Origin of the sequence: Rhizobium leguminosarum (genome assembly GCF_001679785.1) — a bacterium.
In the GTDB taxonomy this organism is placed as follows: Bacteria; Pseudomonadota; Alphaproteobacteria; order Rhizobiales; family Rhizobiaceae; genus Rhizobium; species Rhizobium leguminosarum_R.
In genome coordinates this window covers 52,987-74,719 of sequence record NZ_CP016291.1, presented here as the reverse complement: position 1 = coordinate 74,719, position 21,733 = coordinate 52,987, and the positions used below count along the sequence as shown (strand labels likewise).

Annotated in this window: 20 protein-coding genes and 1 pseudogene; 8 read left to right on the top strand and 13 right to left on the bottom strand. The window is 60.6% G+C overall.

Annotated elements, in window-relative coordinates:
- Window positions 1–14: 14 nt before the first annotated feature.
- From BA011_RS37400 to BA011_RS37370, 7 genes are all read right to left on the bottom strand, one after another.
- Complete coding sequence (locus BA011_RS37400) at window positions 15–1,253, bottom strand: glycosyltransferase family 2 protein (protein WP_065284526.1); 1,239 nt, start codon at window positions 1,251–1,253, stop codon at window positions 15–17.
- 17 nt (window positions 1,254–1,270) lie between these two features.
- Window positions 1,271–1,897 (bottom strand): SIS domain-containing protein, encoded by a 627-nt coding sequence (locus tag BA011_RS37395; protein WP_065284525.1) that lies wholly within the window; start codon window positions 1,895–1,897, stop codon window positions 1,271–1,273.
- A gap of 276 nt (window positions 1,898–2,173) precedes the next feature.
- Window positions 2,174–2,530, bottom strand: coding sequence for a RidA family protein (locus BA011_RS37390; RefSeq protein ID WP_065284524.1), 357 nt, complete (start codon window positions 2,528–2,530; stop codon window positions 2,174–2,176).
- Between the two features lie 13 nt (window positions 2,531–2,543).
- Entirely contained in the window at window positions 2,544–3,365 is an 822-nt protein-coding gene (locus BA011_RS37385) for an ABC transporter permease (RefSeq protein ID WP_017958323.1), read from the bottom strand.
- Entirely contained in the window at window positions 3,365–4,621 is a 1,257-nt protein-coding gene (locus tag BA011_RS37380) for an ABC transporter permease (protein WP_065284523.1), read from the bottom strand. Before BA011_RS37380 ends, BA011_RS37385 begins: the two co-directional genes overlap by 1 nt.
- 61 nt (window positions 4,622–4,682) lie before the next feature.
- Window positions 4,683–5,732 (bottom strand): ABC transporter substrate-binding protein, encoded by a 1,050-nt coding sequence (locus BA011_RS37375; protein ID WP_065284522.1) that lies wholly within the window; start codon window positions 5,730–5,732, stop codon window positions 4,683–4,685.
- 48 nt (window positions 5,733–5,780) lie between these two features.
- The gene (locus BA011_RS37370; protein WP_065284521.1) at window positions 5,781–6,863 is read right to left on the bottom strand and encodes an ABC transporter ATP-binding protein; all 1,083 of its coding nucleotides are present in this window, start codon (window positions 6,861–6,863) and stop codon (window positions 5,781–5,783) included.
- Window positions 6,864–7,101: 238 nt separating this feature from the next.
- Here BA011_RS37370 and BA011_RS37360 point away from each other — a divergent pair, with 238 nt between their 5' ends.
- The 4 genes and pseudogenes from BA011_RS37360 (at window position 7,102) to BA011_RS37345 (ending at window position 9,714) form a co-directional block, all read left to right on the top strand.
- Complete coding sequence (locus tag BA011_RS37360) at window positions 7,102–8,499, top strand: PLP-dependent aminotransferase family protein (RefSeq protein WP_065284519.1); 1,398 nt, start codon at window positions 7,102–7,104, stop codon at window positions 8,497–8,499.
- A gap of 3 nt (window positions 8,500–8,502) precedes the next feature.
- Window positions 8,503–8,819 (top strand): annotated as a pseudogene (locus tag BA011_RS46730) (FAD-dependent oxidoreductase); the annotation flags it as partial.
- 248 nt (window positions 8,820–9,067) lie between these two features.
- Window positions 9,068–9,319, top strand: a complete 252-nt coding sequence (locus BA011_RS37350; protein WP_065284517.1) for an AbrB/MazE/SpoVT family DNA-binding domain-containing protein — start codon at window positions 9,068–9,070, stop codon at window positions 9,317–9,319.
- Window positions 9,316–9,714: a type II toxin-antitoxin system VapC family toxin gene (locus BA011_RS37345; RefSeq protein ID WP_065284516.1), complete on the top strand. Its 399-nt coding sequence runs from the start codon at window positions 9,316–9,318 to the stop codon at window positions 9,712–9,714. The genes BA011_RS37350 and BA011_RS37345 overlap by 4 nt, the downstream gene beginning before the upstream one ends.
- A 37-nt stretch (window positions 9,715–9,751) precedes the next feature.
- On the opposite strand, the gene BA011_RS37340 is transcribed toward BA011_RS37345, so the two are convergent.
- The 5 genes from BA011_RS37340 to BA011_RS37320 all read right to left on the bottom strand — a co-directional run bounded on the left by BA011_RS37340 (window position 9,752) and on the right by BA011_RS37320 (window position 16,153).
- Window positions 9,752–10,735, bottom strand: a complete 984-nt coding sequence (locus tag BA011_RS37340; RefSeq protein ID WP_065284515.1) for an ABC transporter ATP-binding protein — start codon at window positions 10,733–10,735, stop codon at window positions 9,752–9,754.
- 4 nt (window positions 10,736–10,739) lie between these two features.
- Window positions 10,740–11,567 (bottom strand): carbohydrate ABC transporter permease, encoded by an 828-nt coding sequence (locus BA011_RS37335; protein ID WP_065284514.1) that lies wholly within the window; start codon window positions 11,565–11,567, stop codon window positions 10,740–10,742.
- On the bottom strand, window positions 11,564–12,442 hold the full coding sequence (locus BA011_RS37330; RefSeq protein ID WP_065284513.1) for a carbohydrate ABC transporter permease: 879 nt from the start codon (window positions 12,440–12,442) through the stop codon (window positions 11,564–11,566). The genes BA011_RS37335 and BA011_RS37330 overlap by 4 nt, the downstream gene beginning before the upstream one ends.
- Window positions 12,443–12,510: 68 nt before the next feature.
- On the bottom strand, window positions 12,511–13,794 hold the full coding sequence (locus tag BA011_RS37325) for an ABC transporter substrate-binding protein (RefSeq protein ID WP_065284512.1): 1,284 nt from the start codon (window positions 13,792–13,794) through the stop codon (window positions 12,511–12,513).
- 37 nt (window positions 13,795–13,831) lie between these two features.
- On the bottom strand, window positions 13,832–16,153 hold the full coding sequence (locus BA011_RS37320; RefSeq protein WP_065284511.1) for an alpha-L-rhamnosidase: 2,322 nt from the start codon (window positions 16,151–16,153) through the stop codon (window positions 13,832–13,834).
- Between the two features lie 143 nt (window positions 16,154–16,296).
- Here BA011_RS37320 and BA011_RS37315 point away from each other — a divergent pair, with 143 nt between their 5' ends.
- Window positions 16,297–17,355 carry a LacI family DNA-binding transcriptional regulator gene (locus BA011_RS37315; RefSeq protein ID WP_065284510.1) on the top strand — a complete coding sequence of 353 codons (1,059 nt, stop codon included), beginning with the start codon at window positions 16,297–16,299 and terminating at the stop codon, window positions 17,353–17,355.
- A 40-nt stretch (window positions 17,356–17,395) separates the two neighbouring features.
- Here BA011_RS37315 and BA011_RS37310 read toward each other — a convergent pair whose 3' ends face one another.
- Complete coding sequence (locus tag BA011_RS37310; protein WP_065284509.1) at window positions 17,396–18,412, bottom strand: LacI family DNA-binding transcriptional regulator; 1,017 nt, start codon at window positions 18,410–18,412, stop codon at window positions 17,396–17,398.
- A gap of 179 nt (window positions 18,413–18,591) precedes the next feature.
- On the opposite strand from BA011_RS37310, the gene BA011_RS37305 reads away from it, so the two are divergent.
- The 3 genes from BA011_RS37305 to BA011_RS37295 all read left to right on the top strand — a co-directional run bounded on the left by BA011_RS37305 (window position 18,592) and on the right by BA011_RS37295 (window position 21,714).
- The gene (locus BA011_RS37305; protein ID WP_065284508.1) at window positions 18,592–19,839 is read left to right on the top strand and encodes an ABC transporter substrate-binding protein; all 1,248 of its coding nucleotides are present in this window, start codon (window positions 18,592–18,594) and stop codon (window positions 19,837–19,839) included.
- 82 nt (window positions 19,840–19,921) lie between these two features.
- Complete coding sequence (locus BA011_RS37300; protein WP_065284507.1) at window positions 19,922–20,845, top strand: carbohydrate ABC transporter permease; 924 nt, start codon at window positions 19,922–19,924, stop codon at window positions 20,843–20,845.
- Window positions 20,845–21,714: a carbohydrate ABC transporter permease gene (locus tag BA011_RS37295; RefSeq protein WP_065284506.1), complete on the top strand. Its 870-nt coding sequence runs from the start codon at window positions 20,845–20,847 to the stop codon at window positions 21,712–21,714. The genes BA011_RS37300 and BA011_RS37295 overlap by 1 nt, the downstream gene beginning before the upstream one ends.
- Window positions 21,715–21,733: the final 19 nt, after the last annotated feature.

Genomic DNA, 21,733 nt, shown 5'->3' with positions numbered 1-21,733 from the left:
CGCTCCCGTGGCTCCTATTCCGCGAGAGGCGGCGCAGGCTTCTTGATTGGCAGCATGACCCCAAGCGCTCGGATCATGAGACCTGAAATAAAGATCTGAAATGCTGTTGTGATAAGCCAGAGCCCAAAGACGGCCCAGTTCGTTTCGACGCCAATCTCAGGCAGCACGTATCCACTCTCGACATAGGAATCGAAGAGCGGAAACGCCAACAAAACGCCTGCAAGTACGGCCACGACCGTTCCCCAAATCGTTGCGTTATAAGGCAGGAGCCGCTCGAAGCGAGGCTGCACGCGTCCCGAATAATCGAAGATAACCCGACCGATCGCGGCCGAAACCAGCATTGATTGACCAAGCACGGCCAGGGCCATGGCAAACAGCATGGCGTTGGACGAGAACCGCACACCGGCAATAGACATAGGTCCAGCAAGCAGCGGCAGCATGATGATCAAGCCGAGGGCCAGAAGCAGGAAGCCCGGCCAGATGAGAAAGAAATCGAACCCGTAGACAAACATCGCCTGGAGATTACGCCAGCCTGCGCGCCACGGCTCCATCCAACCCCGCCGCTTCATGTGGCTGAGCCGTCCATCCGGATCTTTCAGGAAGTGGATCGGTACTTCGGTGGTCGGAAGCTCCATATGCACGGACTTCAACACCATTTCCGACGCATATTCCCAGCCTTGCGATCGAAGATCCATGCGCAGCAAGGCATCGACGCTGATGCCCCGCATGCCGCAATGGATGTCGGAAAAGCGGCTGGCGAACATCCGATTGAGAATCCACGTCGTCAGTGGCGTTCCGAAATAGCGATGCAGGGGCGGCATCGCATTGTCTTCGATCGAGCCCTTGAACCGCGAGCCCATCACGAAGTCGGCCCCTTCCCGGAAGGCCTCGATAAACGGCGCTATCTGGCGAAAATCATAGGTGCAGTCCGCATCGCCCATGATGATGAACTTGCCGCGGACGAATGGAATGGCATCGATATAAGCCCTGCCCAAACCGCGCTTCGGCGTCCGCAACACGCGGGCGCCCCTGTCGCGCGCGATTTCGGGTGTGCGATCGGTCGAACTGTCGACGATCAGGATCTCCACCGCCGCACCGCTTGCCGCAATACCCTCGCGGCACCAGTCGACGAAGGTTCCGATCGTCAATTCCTCGTTAAGAGACGGGACGAGGATGGTCACTTCAGGTTCGGTGACATCATCGTCGGGGGTAAGGAGCGTCAATTCCGGATCGTGAATGCTGGGGAAAGTCATGCGCGTGAAATGGCTCGCTAGGAGAGAGTGGGCGGGACAAGTCCGCAGGAAAAATCCAATACGGCATGGCAAATCGCCAGATGTGCGATCTCCACATAGCCATATTGATCGGAAGCCACATAAAAGTTCAGGTCACCCAGATCACGCAGCGGATTGCCCGGCGCGAATCCGCTCAAAGTCACGACGGCGCAGCCTTTGTCCCGGGCCGTGCGGACGGCCTTGGTAATGCTTTCGGATCTCCCCGAACTGCTGATTGCCACCAGCAGGTCACCTTCGTTCGCGTGCATGGCGATTTGCGTCGAGAACACGTTCTCATATCCGAGATCGTTTGAGAGGCATGTCAGCGTCGCGCCGTCGTTCATCGCCATGGCGCGCAGCCCGCCGTTTTTCGAGTAGTCGGTTGCCATGTGGCTGGCGATTGCCGCGCTGCCGCCGTTGCCAATGAACATGATCTTCCGTCCGGCATCGTGCGTGGCACGGGCCAGCTGCATGGACTCTGTTACGGCTGCTGCATAATCCAGGCTCTCTCCGGCTGACCGCGTAGCGGTTGCATTCACGAGAACATGGCGGAGAAATGTGAAGTAGCGATCCAGGTCGCCGGCTGTTACGCCAAGCCCAGAAGATCTGTTCTCATTCTGTAACATGCTCGTTCAGTCCCTACGCCTTGGGAATTGGGGCGTCCTTAAAGACAAAATGAGACAAAGGCAAGTTGCTCGCCCGCTCTTTTCAGGTTGTCGGCGGGTGTCGCGGCTTTGCAACTAGCGGTGTCACGCTAACCAGTTGAATTCACCGCCTATGCCCGAACCTGAGGACGCCGATCGATATGAGCCGCACCGACAAGCGCTTTCAGCGCTCGTGCAGGTGATGCCATACAGGGTGAAAGAGGAGTTCGCAGCCGCTTCCGGCAAGGTTTTGAACAGTCAGCTCCCGATCGCCGCGATGATGCCAATCTCCACGGAAAATTCCGGTCCGGCGAGCCTTGCTTCGACCGTGGCGCGCGCCGGCGCATGACCTGAAGGCACCCAGGCGTCCCAGACGGCATTCATATCCTCGAAGCTGGAGATGTCAGTAAGCCAGATCGTCGCGCTGAGGATCCGTGTCGGATCGCTGCCCGCGTCTTCCAGAAGCCGCGTGATCTGCGCAAGGATGTTGGTCGTCTGTTCGCGGACGGAGGCGCCCGGCGCGTCGATGGCAACCTGGCCTGCGAGGAACACGAAGCCGCCGTAGGTCACGGCCTGGCTCATCCGCTTTCCGGTTTCGTAGCGTTCGATCTGCATGCTCACCCCTGAATTAGTCCCTATGCGCAATCTTCTGGCGTTCGGCGCGGCGCTGCAGCCATTGGATCGTGGCGAGGAACAGCGTCGAAAACAGGATGAGGAGCGTGGCGACGGCGGCGATCGTCGGGCTCAGCGTTTCGCGCACGCCGCTCCACATCTGGCGCGGCAGCGTGCGTTCTTCGGAACCGGCGATGAAGAGTGCAATCACCACTTCGTCGAATGATGTCACGAAGGCAAAGAGCGCGCCGGACGCCACCCCCGGCGCGATGACCGGGAGCATGATGCGCAAGGTCGCTTCGACCGGGGCTGCGCCGAGACTGGATGCCGCCCGCATCAGATTGTGATCGAAGCTTGCGAGCGTGGCGGTCACGGTGATCACCACGAAAGGCGCGCCGATCGCCGTATGGGCCAGCACCAGCCCGGTCAGGCTGTTGAGCAGCCCGACGGCGGCAAAGGCATAATAGATGCCGACTGCCGAAACGATGACCGGCACGATCATCGGCGAAATCAGAATGGCGGTCAGTGTTGCCCGCGCCGGGCAGGAGGGCCGGCTGAGGCCGATCGCGGCAAGCGTGCCGAGAAAGGTCGACAGAAGCGTGGCGAAGACGGCGACGATGATGCTGTTTTTCAGCGCCAGCTGCCAGACGTTGGAATCGAAGAATTCCCGATACCACCGGAGCGACAGGCCGGGCATGGGATAGGTGAAGAACGGCTCGGCATTGAAGGAGAGCGGTACGATCGCTACGATCGGCGCGATCAGGAAAAGGATCACGAGGCCGCCAGCCAGCCACAAGAGGATCGAAAACAGCCGCGGGAAAGAAAGGAAGTTTGTCATCAGCCTATCCTCAGCCTGTCGATGCCGACAATGCGATTGTAGACGGCATAGAGGATCAGCACCGCCACCAACAGGATCGTGCTCAAAGCCGCCGCCATGCCCCAGTTGGTGACCTGATTGGAGTAATAGGCGATGAAATAGCTGACCATCTGGTCTCCCGGCCCGCCGACCAGAGCCGGGGTGATGTAATAACCAAACGCCAGGATGAAGACGAGCAGCCCGCCGGCGCTGACACCAGGCATGCTCATCGGCAGGTATATGCGCAAGAAGGCCGACATCGGCGGCGCGCCAAGCGACGAGGCGGCACGCAAATAGACCGGAGGTATGCTCTTCATGACACTGTAGATCGGCAGCACCATGAAGGGCAGCAGAATATGGGTCATGGCGATCAGCACGCCGATGCGATTGTAGATCAGGTCGAGGGGATGTGCGGGATCGACCAGGCCCAACCAGATGAGCGCCGAGTTGATCACGCCGCGTCCCTGCAGCAGGACGACCCAGGCGCTGGTACGCACCAGAAGCGAGGTCCAGAACGGCAGGAGGACCAGGATCAGCAGCGCATTGGCAACCGCCCCTTTCGACCGGGCGATCAGCGCGGCGAGGGGATAGCCGAGAAACAGGCAGATCACAATCACCGAAGCGCTGACGACGAATGTGCGGATCAGGACATCGACATGCACCGCATTCTCTGCCGAGACCCTGCCGATGGCGCCCGACGCGTCGCGCTCCAGGTCGAGCGAGGCGAGCAGGTAATAGTCGGTGAAGGGCGGCGAGGCATTCTTGATGAGCGTCCAGTAGTGCGGGGTCTCCCACTTGGGATCGATGGCAACGAAGGCGGCGTTGTAGGGCGGCTTCGCGTTGCGGATCGTACGAGCGGTTTTCAACAGCATCGAGCGCATGCCCGTCTCGTAATAGTTGAGACGCTTGGCCACTTCGGCGATCTGGTCGCGGGGCGATTGCTTCAGATCGGTGGCAAAGGCGGCAAACAGCGCTTCGTCGGGCGCGGATTCTTCATCCCAGGCGGAAAGGGCCGACAACGTGTAGGGCAGGGCGGCGGAGGCCGCCCTGTTGTCGACCGCGCGTGTCAACAACACGGCAATGGGCAGGACGAAGACGAGCAGCAGGAAGATCAACAGAGGCGCGATCAGCAGCAGCGCTCTCAGCTGCGCCTTGCTTTTCGCACTGCCGAGCCTTTTCACCCGCGTGCGATCAGCAATCCTTGCCTCGTCACCGTCATTCATTGTCGCGATCACCATCGCTCATGCCTTCCTGAGGAGGGGCGGGCGAAGCCAGGGGGACACTCGCCCGCCCGAGAGGTTACTGTGCGAGCCACTTGTTGAAGCGTTCAGTCAACTCCTCATCATGATCGGCCCAGAACTCGGAGGAGACGACAAAGGCGTTCTTCGTATTTTCAGGCGCCGTCGGCAGATCGACGAGAATATCCGGCGGAACCTTCGCGATGGCCGCTTTCAGGGTCGGGCCATAGGAGATATATTTGGACTGCTGCGCCATCACGTCGGGATTGACGGTGAAGGCGACGAATTTGTCCGCCAGTTCCTTGTTCTTCGAGCCTTTCGGCTCGGCCCAGAGATTGAAGTCCATTCCCTGGCCGTCCCAGACGATCTTGAAGTTCTTGCCGCTGTTCTTGACGGCATCGTAGATGCGGCCGTTCCATGCGGTGGTCATCACCACTTCGCCGTCGGCGAGAAGCTGCGGCGGCTGCGCGCCCGCCGTCCACCAGACCTTCACATCCTTCTTGATCGTGTCGAGCTTCTTGAAGGCGCGGTCGACGCCCTCCGGCGTGCCGAGCACATCGTAAACCTCGGCGGGTTTGACGCCGTCGGCAATCAGCGCGAATTCCAGCGTGGTCTTCGGCGACTTGCGCAAGGCGCGCGGCCCGGGGAACTTGGCCGTGTCGAACAGATCGGCCATGGTCGTTGGCCCGCCATTCGGGAACTTGGCGGCATCATAAGCATAGATGGTGCCGAAGACGATCGTCGCGACGGCGCAATCCATCGCCGCGCCGTCGATGAAGGCGTCCTTGCCGCCGAGCTTCGAATAGTCGATCGTTTCGAGCCAACCTTCGTCGCAGCCTTGCAACGCATGGCTGGGTTCGACATCGACGACATCCCAGGTCACTTGGCCTGTTTCGACCATGCCCTTCAGCTTGGCGGTGGAACCGTCCCATTCATCCTGGAGGATCTTGGCGCTGGTTTCCTTGGCAAAGGGCTTGAAAAAGGCCTCCTCCTGGCTCTTCGTATAGGCGCCGCCCCAGGATGTGACGGTCAGCGTATCCTCGGCAAATGCCGCTCCTGCGATGGCAAGAGTCATGACGGAACTGAGAAGCATGCAGTTTAAACGCATCATGGTGGTTCCCCTTTTTGTTGCTGCGTTTGCGAAAGAATGAGCGCCCGGTCAGGAGAGCGCGAGCGCGCGGCAATCCTCCGGCGCCCAGCCGATGACGGCAGTGGAGCCTAGCGACTGAACCGGAATGTCCTGAGCCGCGGCGACTTTGATGAAGATGTCGTCGCAGCCGCAGGCCGAGACGCGCAACCTGACATGGTCGCCGTGATAGATGATTTCCTTGAGCGTCGCGGTGAACCGGTTGGGAACCTCCGCTGCGGGCGCCGGCTGAATCCGCTCGGGCCGCAACACCAGCGTTGCCCGCGCGCCTTGCTTCAATCCTTCTCCGGCATGGCCGGTAATGATCGAACCATCGGGCGCGCGAATTCGGCAGAGGGCATTTTCGATCGCGACGACTTCGCCTGATATCGCATTGTTCTCGCCGATGAAGGTTGCGACGAAGGGGTTTGCCGGCGTCTCGTAGAGCGCATGCGGCGGCGCGATCTGCTGCAGGATGCCGTCATTGAACACGCCGACCCGATCCGACATGGTCAGCGCCTCGCTCTGGTCGTGGGTGACGTAGACGACGTTGATGCCGAGGCGGGCATGCAGGTGCTTGATCTCAAGCTGCATCTGTTCGCGAAGCTGCTTGTCGAGCGCACCGAGCGGCTCGTCCATCAGCACGAGCTGCGGCTCGAAGACGAGGGCGCGAGCGAGCGCGATGCGCTGCTGCTGTCCGCCGGAAAGCTGGTTGGGCCGCCGCGTTTCGAAGCTCGCCATACGCACCATGTCAAGCGCGCGGCGCACCCTCTCAGTGATCTCAGCCTTGCCGAGCCGGCGCATTTTCAGCGGGAAGGCGACGTTCTCGCCGACGGTCATATGCGGGAAGAGCGCGTAATTCTGGAAGACCACACCGATATTGCGGCGATGCGGCGGAACGCTGTCGATCCTGTTGTCGGCAAGGGTGATTGTCCCGTCGGTCGGCGCCTCGAAACCGGCCAGCATCATCAGCGTCGTGGTCTTGCCGGATCCGGACGGACCGAGAAGGGTCAGAAATTCCCCTTTGGCGACGTCGAGGTCCAGGCCGCGCACGACATAGCTGACGCCGTCATAGGATTTACGCACGCCTTCGAAAGCAATGAAGCGCTCGCTCATGAAGTCCTCCTGTTTGCATCGGCCGGGTCCCTGCCTCTTTGTCTCGATGCGAGGTTATATTGTCTCGGTCTATTTCTGCTTGTCAAGCCACACAAATAATTTTGTATGGTGGCAGCTGCAGATCTCGAAAACACTGGAAAAGCATGCTATGTCGCACAAAACCATGCTGAATCGCGGGATCTGCGCTTAAATGCGCTACGCCTAGCTTATGGATGTTGGACCCTGTTACAGGAATTGTATGTCTGAAAGATCGGAAGTGACCCGGACAAATCAGGAGCGGGAAACGCGGATACCGGCCTATCTGGAGCTCGCAAACGAGCTCGAGGCGAGGATCCGCTCGGGCGCCTTGCCCCCCGGCAGCCAGCTCCCACCGCAACGCGACCTCGCGCGGGAGCGGTCGCTCAACGTCTCCACAGTCACGCGCGCCTACCGCGAATTGCAAAACCTCAACCTTGTGATGGGCAGCACCCGGCGCGGCACGATCGTCATCGGCGACGGCGCCATGCCGCGGGTTGACCGGGCAGCGAGCCCGGCCGGTATCATCGATCTGACGGTCAACCGGCCGGCCGTCGACGATTTCCAGCAGCGCTTGGCGCAGTCTTTGCCTGACCTGTCATCCGACCGGCGCTTTCGCCAGATGCAGGAATACCAGCCGCCGGAAGGGCCGGCCTGGGCACGCCACGCGGCGAGAAAATGGATATCGCTCAACGGCTTCGATCCGTCCGAAGACGATATCGTGGTCACCAGCGGCGCCCAGCACGCTTTGCTGGCGGTGATCAGCAGCCTGATAGAGCCCGGCGACACCATCGTCTGCGATCGGCTGACCTATTACGGCCTGATCGCGCTTGCCCAAATGTTCCGCTTCCGCATCATCGGCATTGGAAGTGACGATCAGGGCATGTCGGCGGCGGAGCTCGACGATATCTGCCGCCGGGAGACCGTGCGCGCCGTCTTCACGGTTCCCTCGATGCACAATCCGACCGTCGTCACCATGAGCGAGGCTCGCCGGTGCGAACTGGTCGATGTTGCGGAAAAGCACGATCTCGTCATCATCGAGGACGATGTCTATGGACCGATGCTCGGGACCCGAGCAAGCGCCTTGATCACGCTTGCGCCGACCAGAACCTATCATATATCGGCGCTCTCCAAGGCGCTGGCGCCGGGGCTGCGCGTCGGTTATCTCTCCTGCCCGCCCGGGCGGGCGCTGCTGTCTGCCGAGGCGGTTCGCACGACCGCCTGGATGCCCTCTCCGCTGCCGTTGCTGCTTGCGACCCGCTGGCTGGAGGACGGCACGGCCGAAGCGATCCTGAAGGCTCAGCTTGCGGAGCTACGCGCACGCCACGCGATCGTCACGACGATCCTTGCCGGCCATTCCTTCTCCGCCGATCCGCGCTGCATGTTTTTATGGCTGAGGCTGCCGGCGCCATGGCGATGCGAGGATTTTGCCGCCAATCTGCGCGCCCATGGCGTTGCCGTCATGGCTGCCACCGCCTTTGCCTGCGACCGTCAGCCGGTCGAGCATGCCGTTCGCGTCAATGTCGGCTGCGCATCGTCGCGTGATGAGCTTGCAACGGCGCTGCGCATCATTGCCGCCACGCTGAACGATCGTCCCCGCGCTCTGGCAGGCTTGGTCTAGGCGATGAACACGCCGCTGCCCGACCTTCAGCCCTTGCCCGACGCCGAGCGCCGGCATGTGGCTGTGGTCGGTGCCGGATTGGTCGGCCTCTGCACGGCCCTTTGGCTGCAAAGAATGGGGCACCAGGTCACGATCATCGATCCGGCGCCGCCCTTGGTGATGCATCCTACCGGCAGGCCTGCTCCTATGGAAATGCCTGCACCTTTGCGCCGCACGGCGTCGTTCCCGTCGCGACGCCGGGCGTCATCTGGCGTGTGCCGGGCATGCTGCTCAATCCGCTCGGTCCCCTGGCGATCGTCTGGAGATACCTGCCGCAACTGACGCTGTCGGCTTTGACCGGCTATCTCGTTTCCCAGCTGGTCGGACAGCGCCCGGCGGTCGATCTGACGCCCCTGCGTCCCGACCGGTTCAAAGAAGGGCCTTATCGGGCCTCTTTCTTCGGTTGGAGTGAGCCACGCACGAACAAGGCCGGTGAAGGCAAAGCGAAGGCAAAGTCCGTATCACGCGAACCTTGAATGTAAGGAAAAATTCCATTACTTTTGTATTGGTTGGAGATAGGAGATTTTCCATGGCTTCCCTTGCCGTCACAATGAAAGGGCAGATCACGCTGAGACGGGATTTGCTGACGCACCTTGGGGTCAAACCGGGGGAGCGGATCGAATTCGACAAGCTGCCTGGGGGCGAGCTGCGGGTAAGGGCTGCTCGTCCAACGGGGACAATCGACGACTTTATCGGTCGGCATGCTGGCAAGATGAAAAAGCCGTTGACCATCGAAGAGATGAACGAAATCGCGGCTTCGGGCTGGGCCGGCGAAGAATGAAAGTTTCAGTCGATACCAACATTCTCGCTCGAGCCGTCCTGCAGGATGATGCTGAGCAGGGAGGGGCAGCGGCAAAGCTCCTCAAGGAAGCATCGCTGATCGCGGTTTCCCTGCCGAGCTTATGTGAACTGGCCTGGATACTGCGTCGAGGAGCCAGGCTATCAAGGGAAGATGTTTCACAGACGATCCACGACCTGCTCAACGCCGGCAACGTGGCGATGAACCGTCCTGCGGTCGAAGCGGGCCTGGCCATGCTGGAGGCGGGTGGCGATTTCGCAGATGGCGTGATTGCCCACGAAGGAGCATGGCTTGGCGGCGAGAGCTTCGTATCTTTCGACAAGCAGGCGGTCGAACTGGTAGTCCGCCAAGGCCAACCCGCGCGTCTTCTCGCCTGAAATTCCGCAGGCTCATGAGCGAGACGGCGGGCGGGCGTTAGCTTCGGAACCGATGTTCCGCTCCTTCGACCGGATTTGCCCAGACCGTCATTCCAGGCGCAAACGGCGTCTCGCCTTCGGCGCGCACCACCATCTCGCCGAGTTCGGGGACGTCGAGGTAGAGGATCGCGTCGGCGCCAAGCCGCTCGAGATGCCGGATCCTGCCCTGCCATTGCCCGACACTTTCCGAAAGCCTGATATGTTCGGGGCGGATGCCATAGGTCGTGCAGTGCAATCGCCGCGCTATCTCGCCGCCATAGAGGTTCATCTTCGGGCTGCCGATGAAGCCGGCGACGAATGGCGTTGCGGGATTGCGGTAGAGTTCCATCGGGCCGCCGATCTGTTCGACCGCGCCGCCGTTTAGGACAACGATCTTGTCCGCCATCGTCATCGCTTCGACCTGGTCGTGGGTGACATAGATCATCGTCGATTTCAGGCGGGCGTGCAGATCGGCGATCTCAAGGCGCATCTGGGCTCTGAGCGAAGCGTCGAGATTGGAGAGCGGCTCGTCGAACAGGAAGACCTTGGGATCGCGGATGATCGCGCGGCCGATGGCGACGCGCTGCCTCTGGCCGCCGGAGAGTGCTTTCGGCTTTCTCTCCAGCAGCTGGGTGAGCTGCAGGGTTTCAGCCGTCGCCGCAACCTTGGCGGCGATTTCCGCCTTCGGGCGGCGGGCGAGTGAAAGGCCGAAGCCGATATTCTCTGCCACGGTCATGTGCGGGTAGAGCGCGTAGCTCTGGAACACCATGGCAATGCCGCGCTCGGAGGGTTCGGCATATGTCACGTCCTTGCCGCCGATGGCCAGCGTGCCCGATGTCGTTTCCTCCAGGCCGGCGATGATCCGCAGCAGCGTCGACTTTCCGCATCCCGACGGGCCGACGAAAACGACGAACTCGCCGGAGGCAACCTCCAGATCGATCCCCTTGATAACTTCAAGGGCGCCAAAGCTCTTGCGAACCTGCTTGAGAGTGAGCTCAGCCATTCGGTTACCCTTTTACTGCGCCTGATGTCATGCCGGCGACGATCTGCCGGTTGAAGAAGATGAAGACCACCAGCGGCGGGATCGTCACGAGGAGGATATTCATGAAGAGGAGATTGTACTGGCTCGTATACATGCTCTGGAAATTATAGAGCGTCAGCTGCACGGTCACGTTCTCCTTGCCGGGAAGATAGTAAAGCGGGTTGGTAAAATCGTTGAAGATCGCGATCGACTGCACGACGATGTTGGTGACGGTCACCGGCTTCAGCAGCGGCAGGATCACTCTGAAGAAGATCTGCCGGGGCTTGGCGCCGTCGATCAGCGCCACCTCGTCGAGGTCTCGCGGTATGGTCGAGATGAACGACCGGTAGAGCAAGGTCGAGAACGAGAGATTATAGGCGACCTGGATCAGGATCATCCCGGTCATCGTCTTGAAGAGACCGATCTCCTGCAAGAGGCCGATGGTGGGCACGACGGCTGGAGGCATCATCAGACCCATGAACAGGGCAATGGAGGCCACCCTGTTCCAGACGGTCTTGCGGCGCTGCATCACATATCCGACCATTGCCGACAGCAGGATCAGGATCGTGACGGAGGCGACGGTGATCAGGGTGGAGTTGAAATAGGCGAGCGCGAGCTGGTAGTCGCGCGCCTTGAAGACGGCGATCAGATTATCCCAGAACAGCCAATGCTCGGGCAATTCGAAATCAAGGCGAGAGGCTTCGGATTTCGATTTGACCGCCTGGAGAGCGACGAAAACGAAAGGCATGACGAAGATGACGGCCGCCACCGCAAGGGCTATCGCGCCGGTCACGTAAGGGCGGACGCTTCTCATTCTTCGACCTCGCGCCGGTTGAACCACAGGGTGAATGGCAGGATGATTACGGCGATCAGCGCGAACAGGATGACGTTTCCGGCCGTCGAGAGACCGTAGAAACCCGCCTGGTATTGCTTATAGATGACCGATGCGATCACATCGGAGGAGAAACCAGGCCCGCCGCGGGTCATGGCCCATATCAGATCGAAGGATCGAAGCCCGCCAATCAGCGACAATGTCACCACGATGACAGTGGCGGGACGCACGAGCGGCAGGGTGATCCGGAAAAATTGCTGGAGACGCGTGGCGCCATCAATCCTCGCGGCCTCATAATAATCGGGGCTGATCGCGGCAAGCCCGGCGATGAAGATCAGGGTGGCGAGGCCGACACCCTTCCAGACATCGACCAAAGCCACCGAAAAAAGCGCCAGCGCCGGATTGGTGAGCCATCCCGGGCCGGGAATGCCGAGCGTCTCGAGCGTGACATTAATGATGCCCCTGGTCGGATGCATCATCACCGTGAAGGTGATGCCGATGCCGATCGTCGAGACCAGGACGGGAAAGAAGACCAGCGTGCGCAGGAAGCCGCGGGCGAAAATATTGCTGGTCAGCAGCACGGCGAGCAGCAACCCGCAGACCGTCTTCAGGCCGGATGTCGTCACGGCGTAGATCAGGGTGTTGAGCAGTCCCTTGACCAAAAACGGTTCGGAAAAGAACTGCTGAAAGTTTTCGAGCCCGATGAATTCGGCCGTCGAAAGATCCCAGCGTGTGAGGCTGAACCAGAGAGAGGATACCGTGGGAACCAGAAACAGCACGCCGTAGATGATTGCGGCCGGAATGAAAAACCACAGCGGGTAGGGCGATTTGCGCGAGCGGGGGCGTGTCTCGGTCATGACTACCTCTTTCGATCGGGTGGAACCTCGCTCTTGCAGAGCGAGGCTCTGACTGGCCCGAAAGAACGCTACCAGTTGGGCAGGCCGAGTTGCTTGGCCTGCTTGCGCACGTCGTCGTCATAGAGTTTTGCCGCGTCGGCCGGCTGGCGAATACCGGAGCCGACTTCGACGGTGATCTGCTCGAGAGCCGGTCCCTTGATCGGCGAAACGAATTCCAGCGCCGGGGTCGTCTTGTCCTTGGCCTCGAAATAGGGGAGCATGTCCTTTATTGCAGGCGGTACGTCGGCTGGCAGGTCGCAGCCGTCAATCAGGGAGGGCCCCTGAACAGCATTGGTTTCCACCATGATCTTGCAGGCCTCGACGCTTCCGGCGAAATCGACGAATTTCCGTGCTTCCTCGGTGTGCTGGCTGGTCAAGGGAATGTAAAGGGCTGGCGGCATCCAGACCGTCAAGCCGTTGGTTGCAGCGTCGTCGCTCGGTTGCGCGAAAAAGCCGACATCGTTGAGGTTTTCGGGATAATTCTGTTTGAGCGCGCCGACGGCGAAGCTCAGCATCGGATAATGCGCTGCCTCGCCGGTTGCCACCATTCTCAGGCCATCGTCGTAGCTTGCTGCGCCGAAATCTTCGTTCATCAGGCCGGCGTCGTGAACGTCCTTCAGCCGTTCGAAGCCCTTCAGGGCCGCAGGCGTCTCTGCGTATTTTGCCTTGTTGGCGGTATAGTCTGCGGCGAAGTTCGGCACGGCCGCGTCCAGGTTGTAATAGTCAGCCAGAACGAACAGCTGTGAGGTCCAGGTATCGCGATAGGTCTGCGCCACGGCGACCTTTCCTGATGCTTTGACCTTTTCGTTGTTCGCCATGAAGTCCGCCCATGTCTTCGGGACGGAGAGGCCGAGGTCCTGGTAGATTTTCCTGTTATAGAGAATCCCGCCCGCCATCGCCGTACCGAAGGGAACGCCGTAGAGCTTGTCATCGGCGCGGACGACTGACTTGAAACCTTCGTCGACCTTCGCCTGCGACGCAAGACCGCTCAGATCGACAAGCGTCTGCGCGGGTTTCAGCGCCTGGAGCAGCGAGCCGGAATTATAGAGAAACACATCAGACATCTCGCCCGTCGCCAGGCGCGTCTTAACGATGTTGTCGCCCTCGCCACCCCCTGGCCGCTGCTCGATTTCGATGGTCACGTCGGGCGCCTTCGTCTGATAGGCGGCAACCAGTGCCTCGGCTGCCGCGACGGTGTCCGGGTTATTGTCGATCAGGAATGACAGCGTGGTGTCTGCATGCGACGGACCGGCCGCGACCAGTGCCAAAAGCGCGGACGCGCCCGCAAGAATGAGCTTTATCCGATGTGTCATGACGTTCCTCCTCTGAACGGTGTGACGTGTATGCTCCTCAAGAATTGGGTAGGGAAAAGACGAGCTGGTGTGTCCCGGAGGGAAGAATGGCTTCCTCGACAACAGGCTCTCCGTTGAGCGACGGGTTTTGATGCCGTTTTCCGGGCCGGAACCGGCCGATGCAGCCCTCCGGAAGGGTCAGCACATAGGTGATCTTGTTGCCGTTGCACTGCCAGCCGGCCTCGATGCGTCCCTGGCTGATATCATGATGGGCTGAAACCGGCGAAAGGGATGGAATCGGCGCGGGATCGACAATCACCTCGGCAAATCCGGGTGCGCTCGGGCTCGGCGAAATTCCGGCGACGCTTTCGAACAGCCATTGGCAGACCGCGCCATAGGCATAGTGGTTGTAGCTGTTCATGTCGGGTTCGTAGATGGTGCCGTCAGGCGCCATGGAATCCCAACGCTCCCAGATCGTCGTCGCCCCCTTCGACACCTGGTAGAGCCAGCCCGGCACATCCTCCTGCAGGAAGACTTTTTCGGCAAGATCGTCCATGCCGAGCTTCGTCAGGGCCGGCAGCAGGGCAGGCGTGCCGATGAAGCCGGTGCCGATCTTATAGTCGGCATCGACGATCACCTGCCGGAAATGCTGCTGTGCGGTCTCCTGATGCTCATCCGGTATCAGGTCGTGGAGGAAGGCCAGCGCATAGGACGTCTGGTCGTTATGCGCGAGCCGTCCCGAGGGAGCGATGAACTCGTTGGCGAATGTCAGCCGGATCTCGCTTGCGCGCTGCTTCATTTGCGCTTCAAGCGTATGATCGCCGAGAACGGCTGCGATCTTTGCCAGAAGGTCGGTCGAGATAAAGTGGTAGAGTGTGGCCGCGCAGTCGTCGGCGATCGTCGGGCGAGGCTTCCGGTTGTCGCCGACCGGCTGCAGCCAATCGCCGAAGGTGAAGCCGCGGTCGCCCCAACGCGACGGCGGGCGCACGAGCGGGCCATCCGAGATCGACCAGACGAAATCGACCCAGCGCACCATAGAATCCAGGCACTCCGACAGAACGGCCCGGTCGCCGTAATGGGTATAGAGTACCCACGGGATGACGACGATCGCGTCGCCCCAGCCGGTCGAGCCGGCATAGCCCGGGAAATTGGCCGGATGCAAGCGCGTCGGATCCGGCGAAAAATGTGAGACGGCGCCATCCTCGCGCTGATCGGCCATCACATCGCGCAGATATTTCATGAGGAACGACTGGCTGTCGCTCAGCCAGCACGCCGTCGCGGCAAACACCTGGGCATCGCCCGTCCAGCCGAGGCGTTCATCGCGCTGCGGGCAATCGGTCGGCACTTCGACGAAATTGGCGCGCTGCGACCAGATGGTATTTTCGACGAGGCGATTGACCAGTGCATTGCCCGAGGTGAAACCGCCGGCAGGCTCGGGCACAGATGAGATCGGGATGGATGCGATTGAAAGGATCTTCGCATCGCCCTTGATCGTCACCCTGGCATAGCGGAAGCCGTGGAAGGTGAAATGCGGCGCGTAGGTTTCATCGCCGTCTCCCCGCAGGGTGTAGACGGTATGTGCGGCGGCCGTGCGATAGTTGCGATTGTCGAAATGACGACCGGGACCGAGAACTTCCGAATGCTCCACCCGGACTTCGGCGCCGGCAGCGCCTCGGACGGTATATCTAACATAGCCGCCGGCATTCTGGCCGAAATCATAGACAGTCCTGCCGCCATCGTCGGTCCAGCTTTCGACCGGAGCAAGCGGCTGCAACTCCCGCACCGCCGCAGTTTCATGCGCGACGAGCAGTGCCCTGTCGAACGGCAATCTCTCGGTGCCGTGGGTCTCCAAGTAGTTTTCCTTGCGGGCATCGTAGACTTCGCCGAAATAGATCCCCGACTTCAGGATCGGCAGAACACCGCTTCGCCATGTCGTGTCGGTGGAAAGAACGGTGCCATCAGCTCCGATCAGATCCGCAATGGCGCCGATCCTGTCGCCCCAGCAGTTCGGGATCGCCTTGGCGCCCCACATCAAGGGCGATCGGTACCATCCGTCGGCAAGCCAGATTTCAATGCGGTTCGGCCCCGGCTTGAGCAGGTTCGAGACATCATATCGCTGATAGGCAAGGCGATCGTCGTAGTTCGTCCAGCCGGGTGTCAAGAGGTCGCTGCCGACACGAACGCCGTTGATGAAGCAGCGGTAGAGGCCAAGTGCGGAGATAAAGAGCTCTATGGGAAGCTTGGCGCCATCATGTTCGAAAGTCTTGGAGACGAAGCTTGCGGCCGTTCCCTGGCCGCCATCCGATAGTGGCGCGATCATATCCCCGGACCAGGTACGCGAAACGAGGTTGCCGCTGATGGCTGCAGGCTGAAAGTTCATCAAGTCCTCCCGACGAGTTGTAGAACGTTCTCCATATAACGTTCTACATTTTCTTCGGAAGCGCAATAGAATTTTCGTTGCCAGTCTGCCATGGTGATTCTGCGGGCGATGTTGACGACCCGCAGCCGCAAGCCAGAGATTTCATGTCAATCGAAGACAAACAAAAGCCGCAACGAAACGATCGCGTGACGATCCGGACCGTGGCAGCTCACGCAGGCGTATCGGTCGCAGCGGTTTCCAAGGTGATGCGAAACGCCTATGGCGTCAGTGATGCGCTGCGCGCAAGGGTGACTGATGCCATCGAGGTACTCGCCTATCGCCCCTCGCGGGCAGCTAGAGGGCTGCGTGGCCGGAGTTTCACCATCGGCGTGCTCCTGATCGATATCCGCAATCCTTTCCTTCCGGAGGTGATTGCCGGCGTGAACGAGGTGCTTGGGCCTTCGCACTACCAGGCGATGATCGGCGTCAGCGATGCGCGTGTGCAGCTGGAGACGTCGTTGATCGAGTCGATGATCGACTACAAGATGGACGGCCTGATCCTCGTTGCGCCGCGTTTGCCCTCGGACATCCTTGCAAAGTTCGCACTCCAGATACCGATCGTTGCGGTGGGTTACCACGATGCCAGCGCCGCGGCCTTCGACACCGTCAATACCGACGATCAGCGCGGGGCGGAGATTGCCGTAGAAGCGCTTCTGGCCTGCGGCTATCGCGATATCGAAATGCTGAGCCTTGGCGAGCGCCAGGGGCACGCGGTCTCCGTCGTCCGCCAGCGTGAGATCGGGTTTCGCCGGGCGATGCAGCGTGGCGGGCTCGGCTCCTCACCAGCGATCGGCAAAATTCCCATTGCTTCGCCGAAGCGAGAAGAGGCGATGCGAAAGTTCCTATCGAGGAAGGACAGGCCGCGCGCCGTATTCTGCTGGAGCGATCTCGACGCGATCACCCTTCTGAGCCTGGCTATGGAGATGGGTGTGCGCGTGCCCGAAGACCTCGCCGTCATCGGATACGACAATTCGTCGACCGCGGCACTCGGCCTCGTCAATCTCGCAAGCATCGATCAGTCGGGCAGGGAGCTTGGCCAGATCGCAACCCGAGCCCTCATTTCCAGAATAGAAGGCCGCACCGCTTCCGAGCATATTCTCCAGATACCGTCGCTGGTCAGCCGCAACAGCCTGATCCGTTCTGGCAATTCCACGGACAGATAATAGCGAGGACGGCCGGCTTGCCGGTGTTGCTTGCCGTCTTTCAGTCGGATTGAAGTGGGCTGCCGCAAGACTGCCGCACAACCAGGCGACACGGCAATCTTGTGATGCCGGCAGGGACCGATTCACCCTTGGAGAGGCTGAGGATTGCCAGGCCGGCGCGATGGCCCAGTTCCTTCAACTCCATGTCGATGGTGGTCAGCGGCGGGCGCGTTTGCCGTGCGACGACCTCCCAATTGTCGAACCCGACCACGGCGACATCCGTAGGAATCTCCACATTGAGGTCGCGCAGCGCGTCGATGACGCCGCGGGCGATCTCGTCACTGCCGCAGAAGATGGCGTCGGGCTTTGGGACGGGCCGGGCAAACACCGTCTGGACGGCTTCGTGACCCCATTCCTCCGACCAGTCGCCGAACATCGCTTCGGCACCGTCGCCGCAGGCGTCGAGATAGGATTGGGCGCGGATGCGAGCGGCCAGGTAATCCCGCGGCCCGGTGATGTGGAGGATCCGCGATCGACCGAGTTCTTTCAGGTGATCGACGGCGAGGCGGGCGCCCTGTTCGTCATCCGGAAAGAAGGTGACGCTGTCAGCCGGCCCCTCGGCAAACACGTAGACGACGGGTATCGGCAAGCGGGATAGCTGGACTGGTGGCGTGAGATCGAGGCGCGTCGCGGTGAATATGATGCCGTCGACCTGCCGATCGAGAAGCGCCTCCAGGTGCAGCTGGGCGAGCCTTGGATCATTGTTCGTGGCGCATAGGAAGACCGACACGCCGTGATCGACCAGTACCTCCGATACCCCGGCCGCCATCGGCAGCGTCAGTCTGCCATAGGTGTCGTTGGTCAGCATGCCGATCGCATGGCTTCGCTTGCTTAGCAACCCACGGGCGAGTGCGTTGGGCCGAAACCCGATCTCTTCTGCCACGCGCCGGACCCGTTCCCGCGTCTCCGCATTCGTCCGGCCGGTGCCGTTCAGCGCGTTCGACGCCGTCGAAATGCTGACGCCCGCAGCCTTCGCCACGTCATAAATCGTCCGTCTCCGATCGCCCGTATTCTTCAAGGTCCGCCTCGTGTTCGATCCTTGATAAAAGGTTTTAGCAGAAAAAAATGAGCTGTTAAAAGGTTTTATCAGTCGCGCATCAGATTTATGCACACAGACTGTCGACACTGAAAAAATTCTGATTTAACGTCCGTTTCGTCCGAAGGCCTGAGGCCTGAACGAGAAAAAGGGGAACAAGCATGCTTCGACTGAAGATGACGATCACCGCTCTTGCACTGCTGGCAAGCTCTTCCCTCGCCGGCGCCGAAGAAATCACCCTATGGGTGCGCACGTCGTCCGGCGCCGTCCTTCAGGGACTGGCCGACAAATACAACGCATCGCACGCCGACAAGGTCAACGTTACCCAGATCACGGCAGAGCAGATGGTGCCGAAGCTGGGTGCGGCGATTGCCGGCAGCGCGGCACCTGACGGTGCCGTGCTCGACCTGATCTATCTCCCGACCTTTGCCGCCGCGGACGGTCTCGAGGATATCTCCGACTTCGTGAAGGGCCTGCCTTATTCCTCCGCCATGAGCCCGTCGCACATCCGCCTTGCCACTTATGACGGCAAGATCTACGGCGTGCCGGCCCTGCCGGATGCCTCGATCATCGCCTATAACACCGATCTCTTCACCAAGGCCGGCCTCGATCCCAACAAGGCGCCGGCATCGATGGAGGAGATCGCCGCCGATGCCAAAAAGATCGCCGCGCTCGGCAACGAGACCTATGGCTTCTATTTCGTCGCCAATTCGGGAAGCTGGCTGATCTACGACTTCCTGCCGCATCTGTGGGCCGCCAATGCCGATGTGCTGAGCGATGATGGCCGTAGCGCTACGGTCGACACGCCGGCGCTGAGGGAGACGATCGCTGCCTATCGCGATATGTGGAAGGCCGGTGCGATCCATCCGACCTCGCGTTCCGGCAACGGCAACAATGCCGTCGAGGCCTTCGCCTCGGGCAAGGTCGGCATCCTGATGACCGGCTCCTACATCGTCAATCTGCTGACCAGCAAATATCCCGACGTGAAATTCGCCGTCGCACCGATCCCAGGGCCGAAGGGCGGTGAATCGAGCTTTGCCGGCGGCGATACGCTTTCCCTGAGAAAGGGCATCAGCGACGAGAAGAAGAAAGTCGCGCTCGATTTCGTCAATTTCTACATGCAGCCCGAGCAGCAGGTCTATATCACCCAGGAATCGGGGATGCCGTCGCGCACCGATCTCGCAGCGGAAGCCTATGCGAAGTTCGACCCGCGCAATCTCGTCGCCTACAATATCCTCTCCAAGGCGCGCACGCCCTACACATTTTCGTCGGACGAACTCTTCGTCAGCCGCACCGGACCCTTCCTCAATCTGATCCAGGGTACGATCTTCGGCGACGACGTCGAGGGGACGATCGCCAAAGCACAGGCCGACTTCACCCGTATCCTCGAACGCACCAATCCGAACTAAGCCGACGCGTTTCGGCAGGGTATCCGCGGCTGCCCTGCCGTCTCTTTCACATCTCGACTTTCAAACGGAAGGAGGAGTTGCGGTGATATCCTCGACACTTCGCAGCCGGAGGCGCGCAGTCGCGACTGGAGAACCGGAGCCAAAGGGTTGGCTTGGTCTTGCCTTCATCCTGCCGGGCTTGCTGTTCATCGTCGTGCTTTTCCTCGTGCCGCTTGTCATGACGGTCTGGATGAGCTTCTACAACTGGCCGCTTCTTGGCCGGACGAAGTTCGTCGGCCTGTCCAACTATGCCGAACTGATCGGCGACACCCAGCTCTGGCATTCCCTGGGCTTCACGCTGCTCTACACCGTGCTGGTCACGGCTGCGATCTTCCTGGTGGCCTTTCCCCTGGCGCTGCTCGTCGACCGGCCGCTGCGTATCGCCGGTTTTTTCCGCACGATCTATTTCATGCCTGTTGTCATCGGCTTCGGGGCGGCCTCGACATTGTGGATGTGGCTGCTCAATCCAGATAGCGGCGTCTTTGCGCAGCTGTTGCGCGGCGCGGGCATTATCGACAGCGCGCCGAGGCCGCTCGAAAGTTTCTGGCCGGCACTCGGCGTTGTCATCCTGATGGTCGTCTGGAAAACGGCGGGCTTCACGATGATCATCCTCCTGACCGGCCTTCAGAGCATATCGAACGACGTCATCGAAGCCGCCAGGATCGACGGCGCCAGCGTCTGGAGCCGCTTTCGCCGGATCACGTTGCCTTTGATGAGGAACTCGGTGGTGCTGGCGCTCGTCCTCAACGTCACTTCATCGATGCTGGCCTTCGACCAGTTCTTCATCATCACCCAGGGCGGCCCTGAGAACAGCACGATCTCCGCGGTCTTCTCGATCTATCTCGCCTCGTTCTCATCCTACCGTCTCGGTTATGGCTCGGCGATCTCCTTTGCCCTGCTCGTCGTCCTGGTGGCGATCAGCGCGATCCAGTTCGTCCTGCTGCGCCAGCGCCCGGAGGAGGGTTGATGGAACGGCTCAATTATAATCTCGCGGCGAAGCCGGTGAGCGAGCGGCTCGGTTATCTCGCCTTCGTTCTGACGGCATGCGTCTTTGCCGTCTTCTTCGTGATGCCGATCGTCTGGTCCTTCGCCAATTCCTTCAAGCCCGCGGCCGCAGCACTTGCCGATCCGGCAGCGCTTTTCTCGAAAGCCTTCTCGCTGGAGAACTATCGTCGCCTCGAGCATGTCGGCGCCGGCTGGTACGTTTATGCCGGCAATTCAGTGCTGATTGCCGCCGGCACGGTGATCCTGACGGTGCTCGTCTCTGTGCCGGCGGGATACGGTTTTTCGAAATTCCGCTTTCCCGGGCAGTCGCTGCTCTTCGTGCTGATCATGGCAACGATGATGATCCCCTTTCAGTCGATCCTGACGCCGCTTTTCCTGATCCTGAAAGTCTTCCGGCTGCAGAACAATCTTTTCGGCCTGGTGCTGATCTACGTGACCTTCCAGCTTCCTTTTTCCGTTTTCATGATGCGCAACGCCTTCGACGCGGTGCCGAAGGCGCTGATCGAGGCAGCACGGATAGATGGCGCGTCGCAGGCGACGATCCTGCGCCGGATCATGCTGCCGATCGCGCTTCCCGGTGTCGCCACCGTTGCCATGTTCGCCTTCCTGAATTCCTGGAACGAATTCCTCGCTGCCCTCATCTTTCTGTCCGATCAGAACAAGTTCACGCTGCCGATCATGCTGGTGAATGTTTCGTCGGGCATCTATGGCATCATCGACTGGGGCGCGCTTCAGGCCGGCATAGCCGTGACTATGGTCCCCTGCATCCTGCTTTTCCTTCTTTTGCAACGATATTACGTGCGCGGCCTGACGGCCGGCGCCGTGAAGTAACAGCGCTCGTCCGCTCAGG

What these genes read in the sequence shown, in the direction of transcription:
- BA011_RS37400 (WP_065284526.1), bottom strand. Translation starts at nt 1,253, where the DNA reads ATGACTTTCCCCAGCATTCACGATCCGGAATTGACGCTCCTTACCCCC.
- BA011_RS37395 (WP_065284525.1), bottom strand. Translation starts at nt 1,897, where the DNA reads ATGTTACAGAATGAGAACAGATCTTCTGGGCTTGGCGTAACAGCCGGC.
- BA011_RS37390 (WP_065284524.1), bottom strand. Translation starts at nt 2,530, where the DNA reads ATGCAGATCGAACGCTACGAAACCGGAAAGCGGATGAGCCAGGCCGTG.
- BA011_RS37385 (WP_017958323.1), bottom strand. Translation starts at nt 3,365, where the DNA reads ATGACAAACTTCCTTTCTTTCCCGCGGCTGTTTTCGATCCTCTTGTGG.
- BA011_RS37380 (WP_065284523.1), bottom strand. Translation starts at nt 4,621, where the DNA reads ATGGTGATCGCGACAATGAATGACGGTGACGAGGCAAGGATTGCTGAT.
- BA011_RS37375 (WP_065284522.1), bottom strand. Translation starts at nt 5,732, where the DNA reads ATGATGCGTTTAAACTGCATGCTTCTCAGTTCCGTCATGACTCTTGCC.
- BA011_RS37370 (WP_065284521.1), bottom strand. Translation starts at nt 6,863, where the DNA reads ATGAGCGAGCGCTTCATTGCTTTCGAAGGCGTGCGTAAATCCTATGAC.
- BA011_RS37360 (WP_065284519.1), top strand. Translation starts at nt 7,102, where the DNA reads ATGTCTGAAAGATCGGAAGTGACCCGGACAAATCAGGAGCGGGAAACG.
- BA011_RS37350 (WP_065284517.1), top strand. Translation starts at nt 9,068, where the DNA reads ATGGCTTCCCTTGCCGTCACAATGAAAGGGCAGATCACGCTGAGACGG.
- BA011_RS37345 (WP_065284516.1), top strand. Translation starts at nt 9,316, where the DNA reads ATGAAAGTTTCAGTCGATACCAACATTCTCGCTCGAGCCGTCCTGCAG.
- BA011_RS37340 (WP_065284515.1), bottom strand. Translation starts at nt 10,735, where the DNA reads ATGGCTGAGCTCACTCTCAAGCAGGTTCGCAAGAGCTTTGGCGCCCTT.
- BA011_RS37335 (WP_065284514.1), bottom strand. Translation starts at nt 11,567, where the DNA reads ATGAGAAGCGTCCGCCCTTACGTGACCGGCGCGATAGCCCTTGCGGTG.
- BA011_RS37330 (WP_065284513.1), bottom strand. Translation starts at nt 12,442, where the DNA reads ATGACCGAGACACGCCCCCGCTCGCGCAAATCGCCCTACCCGCTGTGG.
- BA011_RS37325 (WP_065284512.1), bottom strand. Translation starts at nt 13,794, where the DNA reads ATGACACATCGGATAAAGCTCATTCTTGCGGGCGCGTCCGCGCTTTTG.
- BA011_RS37320 (WP_065284511.1), bottom strand. Translation starts at nt 16,153, where the DNA reads ATGAACTTTCAGCCTGCAGCCATCAGCGGCAACCTCGTTTCGCGTACC.
- BA011_RS37315 (WP_065284510.1), top strand. Translation starts at nt 16,297, where the DNA reads ATGTCAATCGAAGACAAACAAAAGCCGCAACGAAACGATCGCGTGACG.
- BA011_RS37305 (WP_065284508.1), top strand. Translation starts at nt 18,592, where the DNA reads ATGCTTCGACTGAAGATGACGATCACCGCTCTTGCACTGCTGGCAAGC.
- BA011_RS37295 (WP_065284506.1), top strand. Translation starts at nt 20,845, where the DNA reads ATGGAACGGCTCAATTATAATCTCGCGGCGAAGCCGGTGAGCGAGCGG.